This window comes from Actinokineospora spheciospongiae, assembly GCF_003182415.1.
In the GTDB taxonomy this organism is placed as follows: Bacteria; Actinomycetota; Actinomycetes; order Mycobacteriales; family Pseudonocardiaceae; genus Actinokineospora; species Actinokineospora spheciospongiae.
Window position 1 is genome coordinate 159,446 of the sequence record NZ_QHCP01000016.1, and the last position, 12,770, is coordinate 172,215.

The following is a 12,770-nucleotide window of genomic DNA, read 5'->3' on the forward strand; positions in this document are numbered from 1 at the left end:
GGGCGAGCCCACAAGTAAGCTGGGCGGGTGAGCATCGGGCGAGGGTGATCGGGGTCGGGGAAGCACTTGGTGGGCATGGTGGCACAGCAGGTTCCGGTCGGACTCGGCGCGGAGAGGTGGACGACCGTACGGCCGGTGCGGGTTGTCCTCGCCGTGGTGCACAACATCACCACCTTGACGCGGTTGTGCGATGTCCTGGGACTGTTCGAGTCGGATTTCCGAGTGCAGGTGGTGGCCACCACCAGCGGCACGGACCCGTTCGTCCACGGACTCGCCGAAGCGGTATCGGATCTCGGGATCATCATGATTTCCTGGGAGCAGGCCACGCAGACGCGTTTCGATTTGATCGTCGCTGCCAGCCACCATGGCCATTTGACCGAATTACACGGTAAACTCGTCATTCTGTCGCATGGGGTCGGATATACTAAGAATTCGCCAGGAGCCAGGAGCCAGGAGCCAGGAGCCAGGAGCCAGGAGCCAGGAGCCAGGAGCCAGGAGCCAGGAGCCAGGAGCGTTTTCGGCTTGTCCGCGCAGTGGCTGCTCTACGACGGCGCCCCGATCGCGGATGCGCTCGTCCTCTCCCACGAGGAGCAGTTGGACCGGTTGCGGGAAGCGGTTCCTGAGGCTGCCCACACCGCGGTGGTCGCGGGAGACCCGTGCTTCGACCGGATGCGGGCGAGTGCGGGGTTGCGGTCGCGTTACCGGGCTCTGTTCGGTGTGGATGATCAACGGGTGTTGGTGGTCGTGTCGTCCACATGGTCGTCCGGGTCGTTGGTGGGCTCGTGGCCGGATCTGCTGAGGCGGTTGCTGGCGGCCTTGCCGATGGACTCCTACCGGGTCGCCGCGGTCGTCCACCCCAACGTGTGGCACGGGCACGGGCCCTGGCAGGTTCGGGCGTGGCTGGCGGACTGCCTGCGAGCGGGGCTCCTGCTCGTGCCGGAGTTGGAGGGGTGGCGGGCCGCGCTGATCGCGGCGGACTGCGTCGTGGGGGACAACGGGGCGGTGACCTGCTACGGCGCGGCGATCGGGCGTCCGGTGTTGTTGGGGGCGTTCCCCGAGCGGGATGTCGCGGCCGGGTCGCCGGTGGATGTGCTGGGTCGGCTGGCGCCACGCCTGGTGTCGGGGCGGCCGTTGCTGCCGCAGGTCGAGGCCGCGGTGGCGGGGGGCCGGGAGAATCGATTCGCGTCGGTGGAGGAGTTGGTGTCGTCGGTCCCCGACGAGTCGCCGAAGCGGCTGCGGGCGTTGTTCTACGGCATGTTGGATCTGGCGGAACCCGAGTCAGAACCGATGCTGCACCTCATTCCGTTCGAAGGAATTCCGGAGTCCGCCGTTCCGCGCGTCTCCGCCGTCGTCGCCAGCGCGGAGGTCGACGTCCCGGCACGGGAGGTCCGGTTGGTCAGGTATGCGGCGGAGGTGCAACCGACCGGGGCAGCCCCGCAGGACGCCCCCGGCACCCACCTGGTGGTGCACGCCCTGCACCCGGGCAGGCGCTTGCGCGGTCACGCCGACGCGGTCTTCCTGCACGAGCACGAGCTGGGTCGCGGCGAAGGGCGACCGCGGCTGCTGGCGGATCACCCCGGCGCCGCAGTGGCGGCGGTGATCGGCGACGGTCGGTGCACGCTTCGGTGCCGCGACGGCGAGGAGGTCGAGATCACCTCGGACCTGCCGGACGTGGACGTGACGGCATGGCCCTCGGTGGTGGTTGCGTGGCTGAACGCGGGCGTCCCCCTGGCCGGGCTTGCCCCTTCGGTGCGGGTGGTGCTCGGTGATGCGTCGATCGACCTGGTGGTGCGGGTGTCACCTCTCGGCGAGGAAAGCGTCGATCCGGGAGACCACTGACCACAGCCCGAGGCGTTGGGCCAGTGCGCGGGCGGTGTTCGCACATGAGAGGGCGGGCTGCTCCTCGCCTGCCTCGGCGTGCAGCTCGGCCAGTGTGAACAGCGCCTCCGCCTGCTTGGAGCGCAGTCCGCGTTCGCCGAACAGGGTGGCGGCGCGTTCCAGCATGGGCAAAGCCTCGGCTGCCACACCCGCGTTGACTCGGGCGGTGGCCAGCCCGGCCAGGGCCCGGGCTTCGTTGACCTTCTCGTCGCGGTCGGCGAACCAGGCGTGGGCGCGGCGCAGTTCGACCTCGGCGTCCTCGCAGCGGCCCACGAGGGCCAGTTCGGTGCCCACGTGCAGGCTGATGAGGACGAGAGCGCGTTCGCGCTGCGCAGGATCACCGGTCGTGGCCCCGGTCAGGATGCCGCGGGCTTCCTCGAAGCAGGCCAGGGCCCGATCGTGGTCGCCGCGCTGGCGGTGGACCAGGCCCGGCCACTCCACCGCACTGGCCTCACCGAGGGGATCGCCGGTGGCGCGGGCGAGGAGGCGGGAGTAGTCGAACTCGGCCAGCGCCAAGTCGAAGTCGCCGACCTTCTCGTACGCCGAGCCCAGGTCGTGGTGCAGGCGCATCGCCAGCCGGGGATCGCCCGCCCGGTCGGCGGCCGGGGCCCCGACACCCAGGATGTCGATCAGGTCACCGGTGCGGTCGGTGTCGTAGTACCAGGGCTTGAGGGCCTCGCAGATGCCCGCCGCGGCGTCGGCCAGGTCGAGTTCCTGGGCGAGGTGGACCGCGGCCCGGTGGCCTGTCTCGTCGGACTCCAGTTCGACCTCGGCGCGGTGACGGGCGTCACCGCCGGTGTACGCGGGTGGGACGTCCTGCCTGCCGACCGTCCACCGCGGGGAGAGCACCCGGCCGAGCGCGACGGCGCGTTCCCAGTGCCAGGCGACGACCCGCCGCCGCGCCGAGGCGGTGTCGTAGCTGGGGTACTCCTCGGAGCGGGTGCGCGCGTGCAGGGCGATCAGGCTGTGGAAGCCGTAGCGGCCGGTGATGTCGTGGCGTTGCAGCAGGTAGGCGTCGACGAGTCCGTCGAGCAGGTCGAGGGCGTCCTCGACCGGGCGATCCAGCAGCGCCGCAGCGCTCTCCGGGGCGAAGCGCGGCCCGGGGTGCCACCCCAGCAGGCAGTAGGCGCGTTTGTGGTCGGCGTCGAGGTCGGCGAAGCAGGCGTCGAAGACCGCCTCCACCGAGGGGTCCCCGTCGAGGCGGAGGTGGGCGAAGGGGGCGCTGGTCACCTGTTCCACGAGCGCGCCCAGCGAGCGGTGGCGCCTGCCCGCGATGCGGGCGGCGAGCACGCGCAGCGCCAGCGGCAGCCCCGAGCAGAGGGTGACGAGCCTGGCCACGGCCGCGGGCTCGGCGGCGAGGTGGGTGGGGTCGACGACCTGCGCCACCAACCTGGCGGCGGTCTCCGCGTCGAAGGCGTTGACCGCGACCTCCCGGAAACCGGCGGCCAGCAGACCGTCCATGTGCCTGCGGCTGGTCACGATCACCGCGGCACGCGGGGAGGAGGGCAGCAGGGAGCGGACCTGGGCCGCGGTGTGGGCGTCGTCGAGGACCACGAGAATCCGCTTGCCGCTGGTGAGCGAGCGGAAGTCGGCGGCCCGCTCGTTCAGGTGGGTGGGGATGTCCTCGGGTTTCTTGCCCAACCGAGCGAGGAAGTGGCGCAGCACGTCGGCGGCGTCGGCCGGGCCCGCGGGGGTGGAACCACCGAGTTCGTAGTAGAGGGCGCCGTCGGGGAACAGGTCGGCGAACATGTGCCCGAGGCGGATGGCCAGGGTGGTCTTCCCAATGCCCGCGGACCCGGTCAGCCAGATCAACGACGGCCCGGACGACCCGTCGAGGGCGGAGAAGCGGTGTTCGACCTCCGCGATCTCACCTTCGCGGTTGAGGAAACCCGGTGTATCCCCGGGCAGCAATCTGGGCGCTCCCACACTGTCGGCCACCGAAGCACTCCCCTCGTCCCCACGATGCCGGCCCACCTTACCCATGATCGACGCTCACCGTGACCGGTTCAGCACCCCACGTCCCCGGATTCGCGTTGCGTACTACCGTCGGGCCATGAACTCGTCCGGCCCGTGGTGGGTCACTCCGGTCCTGGCACTGGTCGGCAGCATCGGTGGTGTCATGCTCACCCTGCTGGTCTCGGGCAAGCGGGAGGCCCGGTCCCGGTGGGGTGAGCAGAAGCGAACCATCTACTTCGACTTCCTCGCGGCGTGCGTCGAACTGCTCGACGTGGCGGTCTGGCCCGAGGACCGCTCAGCGGCGCCGACGGACACCGCTCCGATCCTCGCCCGCATCCGGAAGGAATCCATGCACAGCGCGCTCGTGGCGCACCGCGACGTCGCCCGCCGGTTCGCCGCGGCCACGACCGCCGCTCGCGCGCTCGCGACAACGATCGAGGAAATCCGCCGCGATAGCAAGCCCGGGCACCAGGGCGCCGTGGACGAACGTCAACAGCCCCGGTACGGCCGGGCGACCGCCGACTTCTCGATCGCGCTGAACGAGTTCACGAAGGCCGCCCGATCCGACATCAACGTGCGAACGCCCTTCGAACCGCCGTTCCCCGCTGCCGAGTAGGCAACCGCGGTGGTTCCGCCACGGGTCGAAGCGCCCGTCGGTACGTACACGGGAGGTCAACCACCTGCTTGTGCCAGCAACAGATCCGCCGCTTCCGCCACCGACCGGCCGCCGCTGAGACGAGCACGCCACCGATCGGCCGCCGCGCGGACCCGCGGGTCCGAGGCCATGCGCTCCACCGAGCGTCGGATCGCCGAGCCTGATGTGGGCAGGTAAGCCGCGACTCCCCACTCGACCAGCCTGCGTGCGATGTGGTGCTGGTCCCCGGCTCTCGGGGACACCACCATCGGCACCCCGAGGGTCAATGCCTCCAACGCCGAGTTCATCCCCCCGTGCGTGACGAACACCGCGCAGTGCGCCAACACCTCGACCTGCGGGACCCGGCGGACTGCCACCACGTTCGACGGCAACGAGCCCAGCGTTGCCGGATCGACCGCCCCCGTGGCCACCACCACCCACCACGACGAGCCCGCGAACGCCCACGCCACCTCGCGGAAGTAGCCCGGCGCCCGGGCGAACACCGTCCCCGGGGACACCAGTAGCACCCGCTTGTGCGTCGGCAACCCGAAGCGGCTCAAACCACCGCCCCGCTCCTGCCGGATCAAGGGGCCGACGAAATGGACATGACCGGCCCGGGGCATCGGCGCGGGTTGCAACGCGGCAATCGAATTGACGAGAACGACGCGGTCTCCGCCAGGGATACCGCGGCGCAGGTACGTGGTGCTGAACAATGCTGAACGAATTCCCGCGCGCAGCACAAAACGGTCGACTGCCGCCATCATGGGGTCCACCACCACCAACTCACCCCGATCAACGGCGGACTCCGCCGCGACCAACCGCGCCGCGTGCCAACCCACGACCCGCTTGCGAACCCGGCCCCGGAGGTAGCGCACCGTCCCGGCCCCGCCCACCCGCGCCGGGAAGAACACATCCGCGGCCACCGGGAGCACCAACACCTCTGCCCCCGCAGCCGCCAGGACCGTCGAGTACCGGTGATCTGCGACCACCCGAACCCGCGCTCCCCGAGCGGCCAACTCCCCCACCACCGGCAACAGGGGTGAGATGTGACCGAACGCCGGATAGGGCACGAACAAGAACCTCACGCCACCATGATGCACCCCGTGCTCCGGAGAAATCGTTCGACCACCAGTCGCGCCATGCCCGAGCGCCGCCGGGCGATCATTCCGCGCACATCCGAATCGACGGTTCCACAGCACCGACAGACTCCGGTGCGGTCATCGTCGTTGCCGCACCGAGGTGGTTCACCTGTGGTCACGCACCTTGTCCACCGGCCAGCCGATGAACTCCGCGATGTCCTCGTCGGACGTGCTCGTCATGGAAAGCCAGTCGTCCAACGCCGCACCCAGACTGCCCGGGATGCCTGCGGTCACAGGCCGGGGATCGGACTCCACCTCGACGTGGTCGATGTGCACCCACGTTCCATCGGGATCAAGGCGCTCGGCCACCGCATCGTAGCCGTCGATGCCACCGTCGCCGCGGGCGAGTTCATCGCCGGTGTTCCAGTCGCGGATCTCCCAGGAGTCCGGTCCGGTCTGCCCACCGTCCACGACGCGTCGCCCCTGGGCTTGCAACGCCTGGATCGCGGCATCTCGCCGTTGCATGTCCCGGGCCTGCACCGACAACAACGCCTGGATGTGGGCACAGACCGAATCGGTGCGATTCTGCGCGGGCTGCACGGCCCGGGTGCGAGCCCTGTCGGATTCGCTCATTGCACCCTCCCCACGGGCCCCCACGCTGCCCCTTGAAGCAAATGGGCAATACCAGGTGACACGCCGCGTCGTGACAGCTCGTCCTCGGTCGCGGCGCGGCGTGGGCGCTGCGGCTCGGAGTCAGGTGGGCGTGACCACCGCCCACGACTGTATCCGGATCTTCGGTGATCGACGACCCGTGCCGGGAGACCGTGTTCGCGGAGGGCGGGTGAGCCGGTTCAGGCCGAGGTGAGGGCTTCGGTACTCCGACGAGGGTGTTTCACCCGATTCGGTCGGAATTGGTCCGCAGTGTTCGGAGATCCAGGATTGAAGGGATGTTCCGCAGGGTATGCGGGCGCATGCGTAGACGGCAGGCGGCGGGGTGGGTGGCTGTGGGTGTGTTGTCGGCGGCGGTGGTGGTGCCCGGGTTGCTCCCTGCGGATGAGGGGGACATCCGGGACGCGGTGGTCTCCGGTGCCCAGGACGCGGGGGCGGCGGCGCAGTCGGCGAGGTTGGTGGCGCAGGCGCAGTTGGACGGTCGGGTGACCGGGCCCTACCGCTCGGCCGTGCTCGACGACGCGCGCGAGCGGGCTTCGGAGGCGGTGCGGGTGGTGTTGGATTGCGAGGTGGTGGGTGCGGAGGGGGTGCGCCTGCGCGATCGGGCGGTGCCGTTGCTGACCGAGGCGGTCGGGGCGATCACCGACGCGGCGCGGGCCGCCGGGGACGGTGACCGGGGCGGGTTGGCGGACGCGGTCGGGCGGTTGGTCCGGGTGTCGCGCGGGTTGGGCGAGGTCGGGGCCGAGGCCGCGTGAAGCGGGTACTGGCGGTCACGCTGGGCATTCTCACCGCGATCGGTGGGTTCGTCGACATCGGCGACCTGGTGGCCAACGCCGAGACCGGGGCCCGGTTCGGGATGCGGCTGGCCTGGGTGGTCGTGCTGGGCGTGGTCGGGATCTGCGTCTACGCCGAGATGGCGGGCCGGGTGGCGGCGGTCAGCGGGCGGCCGGTGTTCGACCTGATCCGGGAGCGGATGGGGCCGAGGGTGGCGTTGGCGAACCTCGGCGGGTCGTACCTGGTGACGTTGTTGACGCTGGCCGCGGAGGTGGGGGGTGTGGCGTTGGCGCTGGAGTTGGCCAGCAGCGTGCACTACCTGCTGTGGGTGCCGGTGGCGGCGTTCGTGATCTGGGTGGTGCTATGGCGGATGCGGTTCGAGACGATGGAGCGGGTGTTCGGCCTGCTGGGCCTGGCGCTGGTGGTGTTCGTGGTCGCCCTGGTCGCGCTCGACCCGCCGTGGCGCGACCTGGCGCAGCAGGCGACGGGCGGTGGTCCGGCCTCGGGTGAGGGGTGGGCGAGTTACGGGTTCTTCGCGGTGTCGCTGTTCGCCGCGGCGATGACCCCGTACGAGGTGTTCTTCTTCTCCTCCGGTGGTGTGGAGGAGAAGTGGGGTCGCCGGGACCTGATCACCGAGCGGGTCAACGTGTTCGTCGGGTTCCCGCTCGGCGGTGTCCTGTCGTTGGCGATCATGGCCTGCGCGGCGACGGTGTTCACGCCGTTGGGGGTGCGGGTCGACTCGATCGGGCAGACGGTCCTGCCGGTCGCGCTGGCACTGGGCAAGATCGGGCTCGTCGTGGTCATCCTGGGCGTGTTCGCGGCGACCTTCGGCGCCGCCCTGGAGACCGGGCTGTCCTCCGGGTACGCCATCGCCCAGTACTTCGGCTGGCGATGGGGCAAGACCGTGGCACCGCGCGACGCGGCCCGGTTCCACACCGTCGTGCTGATCAGCCTGCTGCTCGGCGTCGCCGCGCTGCTCACCACGGTGGACCCGGTGAGCGTCACCGAGGTGTCGCTGGTGTTCAGCGCCGTGGCGCTGCCGCTGACGTACCTGCCCATCCTGGTCGTGGCCAACGACCGCGACTACCTCGGCGACCAGGTCAACGGGCGCCTGGCCAACACCCTCGGCGTCGGCTACCTCGGCGTCGTCCTCGTGGCGGCGGTCGCCGCCATCCCGCTGATGGTCCTCACCGGAATGGGCAGCTCATGACCCCCGACCCCCTGCGCCTGGACTTCCACCTGCTCGACCGGCAGATCCTCGACCGCCGAGGCCACCCGGTCGGCAAGGTCGACGACGTCGAACTCGACACCACCGCGGGGGCACCCACCGTGGTCGCGCTGCTGGTCGGCCAAGTCGCCCTCGGCCGCCGCTTCGGCGGTGCGCTGGGTCGGTGGCTGACCGCGGTCGGGCGCCGCCTGCACACCGAGCGCGACCCGCGGCCGATGCGCATCCCGATCGAGCACGTCCGCGAGGTCGGCAGCGCGATCACCCTCGGCATCGACCTGGCGGTCCTGGACGAGCCACCCTTGGAGCGGTGGCTGCGCGACCACCTCATCGCCCGAATCCCGGGAGCCCGCGATGCGCGCCAGTGACCTCCTCGGCCGCACGGTCCTCGACCGCGACGGCACCCCGCTGGGCCGGGCGGTCGACCTGCTCGCCGCACCCGGCGCCGACGGTGTCCCGGTGATCACCGCCGTCCTGGTCGCACCGCGCCACCGCGGCAGGCTGCTGGGCTACGAGCGCCCCGGCATCCACCGCCCGTGGGTGATCGAGCGCATCGCCCTGTTCCTGCACCGGGGCCTGCGCGAGGTCCCCTGGGACGAGGTGTGCTGGGCGCCGGACGAGGCGTGACCCGCACATCCCGGTGGCCCCGGGCAGGCCGCCACCCCTCCGTGTCCGTTTGGGGCTCCCCGACCCGGGAACCCCCGCACGATCGGGCCCCGAGCGAGGAGACGGCATGAAGGCAGTGGTGTGGCACGGAACCGGTGACATCCGCGTCGAGGAGGTCCCCGACCCAAAGGTCTTGGAGCCCGGCGACGCGATCGTGCGGATCACCCGCAGCGCGATCTGCGGGACCGACCTGCACCTGGTGCGCGGCACGATGCCCGGCATGGTCCCGGGCACGATCCTCGGGCACGAGGGGGTCGGCGTGGTGCAGGAGGTCGGGCCCGCGGTGCGCGGGTTCAGCCCCGGGGACCGAGTGGTGATCCCCTCGACCATCGGCTGCGGCACCTGTTCCTACTGCCGGGCCGGGTACTACGCCCAGTGCGACACCGCCAACCCCAACGGCCCGTCGGCGGGCACCTGCTTCTTCGGCGGACCGGAGACGACCGGGCCGGTGGACGGGTTGCAGGCGGAGTACGCGCGGGTGCCCTTTGCCATGACCACCCTGGTGCGCATCCCCGACGCGGTTACCGACGACCAGGCGATCCTGCTGTCGGACATCTTCCCGACCGCCTGGTTCGGCGCGAAGCTCGCCGAGGTGAGCACCGGCGACACCGTGCTCGTGCTGGGCGCGGGCGTGGTGGGCCAGTTCGCCGTCGCCTCGGCCAAGCGGCAGGGCGCGGGCCGGGTGTTCGTCGTCGACGGGCACCCGTCGCGGTTGGACAAGGCCCGCGAGCAGAACGCCGAGACCGTGGACTTCAACCGCGAGGACCCGGTGGCGGTGGTGAAGGAACTCACCGGCGGTGTCGGGGTCGACCGAGTCATCGAGGCGGTCGGGGTGGACGCGCAGCGGCCCTCCTCCGGACCCGCCGCCGACCAGCTCGCGGACTCCGCGGAGGAGTTCGACCGGGAACGGGCCGCCGCGGCACCGCAGGCTCGCCCGCGCGGGCAGCAGTGGGTGCCGGGCGACGCCCCGAGCCTGGCGCTGCGGTGGGCCGTGCAGTCAGTGGCCAAGGCGGGCACGATCGGCATCATCGGCGTCTACCCGCCCGGGTTCGACAGCTTCCCCATCGGCGAGGCCATGAACAGCAACCTCACCGTGAAGATGGGCAACTGCAACCACCGCCGCTACCTGCCCGAACTGCTCGACCTCGTGGTCAGCGGCGTGGTCGACCCCACCACGTTCATCACCCAGCACGAGGAGCCGACCTCCGCGGTCGAGGCCTACGAGACCTTCGACCGCCGCGAAGAAGGCTGGCTCAAGACCGTCCTGGACTACGCGTGAACAGCAAGCACCCGTCGTGCGCACCGGTGGAGAGAATTCGATAGCGGATCGGCAAGGAAGAACATGGACACGGCATCGATCAGCGGTGTCGGATGGTGTCGAACAACGTCCCGAACACCAACCCTTGATCAAACCGCGTTCGGTCGACAAGCCCGACTATGCTCAACCCTGGCCGCCATCCCCGCAGAACCCACCCCCACCTGACCCGGGTGCGTCAGGGCGGCCTGCGGAGCACACGGGGTGAACCCCGCAGGCCTTGACCGGCATTCGGCGCGCGTCACCGCCGCTGGCCCGCCCCGCACATACCCCGTCGCACCGTGGATCTCACATGTTCGGCGGACCTGGCGCCGTGACCGCCCTATCTCACCCCGGCGGCGGCGAATCACCTGGCCACCCGGATCGGCGAACTGGTCGACGGCCCGAACCAGAACCTCGAACAAACGACACACCCGTTCGGATACCGCTCCCACTGCCGACGGAACCGGGCGAGGAGGATGCCCCCGTGGACCCGACCTCCGACCTGGTGACGCTGATGGCCATGAGACACGTGCGCCCGGCGCCCGGTTCCGCACCACCCTTGACCATGACGCAGCCGCTCCCCGAGGTTCCCGCCGACCCCAGGCTGCTGGAACGGGCCGCCCGACTGCTGCAAGTCCTGGCCGCGGGAGCCGACGGACCACCGGCGACCGTGGCGCTGCAGGTCGCGGTCGCCCTGCGCGGCCACGTCCCGGACACCGTCATCGCCGAGGCCGACGCCGAACTCATCCGCCTGGCCGAGCAGTGGTGCCTGCCGACAACCCCCGACACCTGAGGATCACCGGGTATTGCCCGCCATCCCCGACGTGGGCGCCTCGATGGTGCGCACATCAGTTGAGGACGGCACCGCCTGGCCGGCCAGTCGCCTGGGCTGGTGCAGCAACCGAGGTCGTCCGCACCCGGGTGGCCGCGATCCCCGGCATCATCGCCGTCAGCGACCGCCTGCGTTGTGTTCGGGACGGCTACCCCGCCTGCTGGTGGCACCCACGTTCCCGCCCTTCGGTACACCGGGTGGACACGGGAAGAAGCCGCTGACCATCCCGCCACCGGAGCCCGCGGTTTCGTGTGACGCTCCACGATCATCCGGGTGTTCGTGGGTGCTGTCGGCCCTCGCGGTGATGACCTCAGCCTCGGATTGCGGCTCTCCCCGCCCGAGCAGGCGACGACAGGATCGGTCGAAGCGGTGATCCCCTCTTTCCGGGTGGGCGATGAGGGTCGGTCCCGGCAGGGGTGTTCTCGGCGATCGTCGGCGGAGCTGTATCTGGTCGGCCGCTGGCAGCGGGAGCCGCACCTTGTGCGCCCGTGGGGCGGGGCGTCGTTGTCGATGGCGGGGTGGGCGCCCACTCGGTGGGATGTCGCTGTCTCGGAGGACGGGGATGGGCCCGCGCATCTGTGGGTGCCGGTGTTCGACGGCACCGAACACCGGCAGGGCCCCTGCGGATCACCCTGCCCGCCGGTGTCGACCCGCGGGACGTGGTGTTCCGCTGAGGTGGTGGTGTCCGACCGGTCGGATGGCTGTGTCGGGTGCCGTCCGAGCGCGGTGGTGTTCGGTGTGGTCCGTTCGGCGGAGGCACGTGCTGCGGCTCTCCGATGAGGTGCCCGTGCGGGACCGGGTGGTGATCGAGGAGGCGTTGCGTTGGCAGCGCGTTGTGCGCAGCAGGCAGAAGGCGGTGCACACCATGGTCGAGTTCTGGCTGCTGCGATCCCTCGCCGAGGCCACGGGGCGCAGTTGGGAGCAGGTGGTGCAATGCCTGGCCTTGGACATGGAACGCGAACTCGATGACCCACCCGCCCCGCTGCGGTGAGCCGCTGAAGAGTTCCCTGCCCTGACCCGGCTCCTCGCCTGCCTGTGGTCGACGACGCCACGCGCGCAGGCGGTGGAACCGGCTCTGTCACTACAGACCGCCATGTTCGGCGCTTTGCCGGTGCACGAGGGCATCCCTGGAGAGACCGGCGGGCATCCCTGTCGACTGCCGACAGGGATGAGGCACCGCGCAGCGCCTCAACCGGGCCGGTCGTCGGCGGTGGAGCACCTCTCATTCCTCGATGAGTTGCTCCTACTCCTTTCAGGTGCAGGAACGGCGGATTCCCGCCTGTCGAGCTTGTTCTTTGCGAGACCACCCATTTGTCGGCCCACGGTCGACGCTTGCCATCCACGGTCACAGAGAGTCAAAAACCAGGAATCGGCTGACCTTAAAACTGGTAACGGTGACAGGTGTCCACCCTGTAACGCTCGTGGCGTAGGTCGTACGAACTGCGGCATCCGGCATTCTCTGTCCGAATGCGACGCGCACGCTCGTTCGCCCCGGGATCACCCGGATGCCATGTTTGCGTCGACCGAAAACGGCATCGGTGATCCACCCGAGGTGATCATGGGATGTTTGGTGGTTGTCGTCCCGGATCGATGGCTTGTCAATGGAAAAGGGATCGGCTTACATATGTCGAGCCACCCCCGAGTAGGTGGCGGAAAAACTCCCCGAAACCCAAGAATACGAGGTTCTCGTGCGCAACAAGCTGGCATCGATGGCGGCAATGGTCGGCGTGGCGGCATCCCTGCTCATCGGCGGGGCCACC

12 protein-coding genes are annotated in these 12,770 nt (G+C 70.3%); 9 read left to right on the forward strand and 3 right to left on the reverse strand.

Annotation, left to right across the window (positions count from 1 at the left end; all coding sequences use genetic code 11):
- Positions 1-135: 135 nt before the first annotated feature.
- Entirely contained in the window at positions 136-1,839 is a 1,704-nt protein-coding gene (locus DFQ13_RS34265) for a hypothetical protein (RefSeq protein ID WP_181400226.1), read from the forward strand.
- Here the strand turns inward: DFQ13_RS34265 and DFQ13_RS30435 are convergent.
- Positions 1,798-3,816: a tetratricopeptide repeat protein gene (locus DFQ13_RS30435; protein ID WP_181400227.1), complete on the reverse strand. Its 2,019-nt coding sequence runs from the start codon at positions 3,814-3,816 to the stop codon at positions 1,798-1,800. The two genes, DFQ13_RS34265 and DFQ13_RS30435, sit on opposite strands and share 42 nt — an antisense overlap.
- A gap of 115 nt (positions 3,817-3,931) precedes the next feature.
- Here DFQ13_RS30435 and DFQ13_RS30440 point away from each other — a divergent pair, with 115 nt between their 5' ends.
- On the forward strand, positions 3,932-4,450 hold the full coding sequence (locus DFQ13_RS30440) for a hypothetical protein (RefSeq protein WP_110082278.1): 519 nt from the start codon (positions 3,932-3,934) through the stop codon (positions 4,448-4,450).
- A 56-nt stretch (positions 4,451-4,506) separates the two neighbouring features.
- Here the strand turns inward: DFQ13_RS30440 and DFQ13_RS35720 are convergent, their stop codons facing one another.
- Positions 4,507-5,553 (reverse strand): glycosyltransferase, encoded by a 1,047-nt coding sequence (locus DFQ13_RS35720; RefSeq protein ID WP_219994709.1) that lies wholly within the window; start codon positions 5,551-5,553, stop codon positions 4,507-4,509.
- A 159-nt stretch (positions 5,554-5,712) separates the two neighbouring features.
- On the reverse strand, positions 5,713-6,180 hold the full coding sequence (locus DFQ13_RS30450; protein WP_110082279.1) for a hypothetical protein: 468 nt from the start codon (positions 6,178-6,180) through the stop codon (positions 5,713-5,715).
- A 371-nt stretch (positions 6,181-6,551) separates the two neighbouring features.
- Here DFQ13_RS30450 and DFQ13_RS30455 point away from each other — a divergent pair, with 371 nt between their 5' ends.
- From DFQ13_RS30455 to DFQ13_RS30485, 7 genes are all read left to right on the forward strand, one after another.
- Positions 6,552-6,971, forward strand: coding sequence for a hypothetical protein (locus DFQ13_RS30455; protein ID WP_110082280.1), 420 nt, complete (start codon positions 6,552-6,554; stop codon positions 6,969-6,971).
- Entirely contained in the window at positions 6,968-8,200 is a 1,233-nt protein-coding gene (locus DFQ13_RS30460; protein ID WP_110082281.1) for an NRAMP family divalent metal transporter, read from the forward strand. Before DFQ13_RS30455 ends, DFQ13_RS30460 begins: the two co-directional genes overlap by 4 nt.
- Positions 8,197-8,583: a PRC-barrel domain-containing protein gene (locus tag DFQ13_RS30465; protein WP_110082282.1), complete on the forward strand. Its 387-nt coding sequence runs from the start codon at positions 8,197-8,199 to the stop codon at positions 8,581-8,583. Before DFQ13_RS30460 ends, DFQ13_RS30465 begins: the two co-directional genes overlap by 4 nt.
- On the forward strand, positions 8,570-8,842 hold the full coding sequence (locus tag DFQ13_RS30470; protein WP_110082283.1) for a hypothetical protein: 273 nt from the start codon (positions 8,570-8,572) through the stop codon (positions 8,840-8,842). Before DFQ13_RS30465 ends, DFQ13_RS30470 begins: the two co-directional genes overlap by 14 nt.
- 106 nt (positions 8,843-8,948) lie before the next feature.
- Complete coding sequence (locus tag DFQ13_RS30475; protein ID WP_110082284.1) at positions 8,949-10,160, forward strand: zinc-dependent alcohol dehydrogenase; 1,212 nt, start codon at positions 8,949-8,951, stop codon at positions 10,158-10,160.
- A gap of 583 nt (positions 10,161-10,743) precedes the next feature.
- Positions 10,744-10,971 carry a hypothetical protein gene (locus tag DFQ13_RS30480; RefSeq protein ID WP_146241413.1) on the forward strand — a complete coding sequence of 76 codons (228 nt, stop codon included), beginning with the start codon at positions 10,744-10,746 and terminating at the stop codon, positions 10,969-10,971.
- A 799-nt stretch (positions 10,972-11,770) separates the two neighbouring features.
- Positions 11,771-12,001 (forward strand): hypothetical protein, encoded by a 231-nt coding sequence (locus tag DFQ13_RS30485; RefSeq protein ID WP_110082286.1) that lies wholly within the window; start codon positions 11,771-11,773, stop codon positions 11,999-12,001.
- Positions 12,002-12,770 lie beyond the last annotated feature (769 nt).

Excerpts from the sequence above, each read along its gene's own strand:
- DFQ13_RS30440 (WP_110082278.1), top strand. The coding sequence starts at position 3,932 with ATGAACTCGTCCGGCCCGTGGTGGGTCACTCCGGTCCTGGCACTGGTC.
- DFQ13_RS30450 (WP_110082279.1), bottom strand. The coding sequence starts at position 6,180 with ATGAGCGAATCCGACAGGGCTCGCACCCGGGCCGTGCAGCCCGCGCAG.
- DFQ13_RS30465 (WP_110082282.1), top strand. The coding sequence starts at position 8,197 with ATGACCCCCGACCCCCTGCGCCTGGACTTCCACCTGCTCGACCGGCAG.
- DFQ13_RS30470 (WP_110082283.1), top strand. The coding sequence starts at position 8,570 with ATGCGCGCCAGTGACCTCCTCGGCCGCACGGTCCTCGACCGCGACGGC.
- DFQ13_RS30475 (WP_110082284.1), top strand. The coding sequence starts at position 8,949 with ATGAAGGCAGTGGTGTGGCACGGAACCGGTGACATCCGCGTCGAGGAG.
- DFQ13_RS30480 (WP_146241413.1), top strand. The coding sequence starts at position 10,744 with ATGACGCAGCCGCTCCCCGAGGTTCCCGCCGACCCCAGGCTGCTGGAA.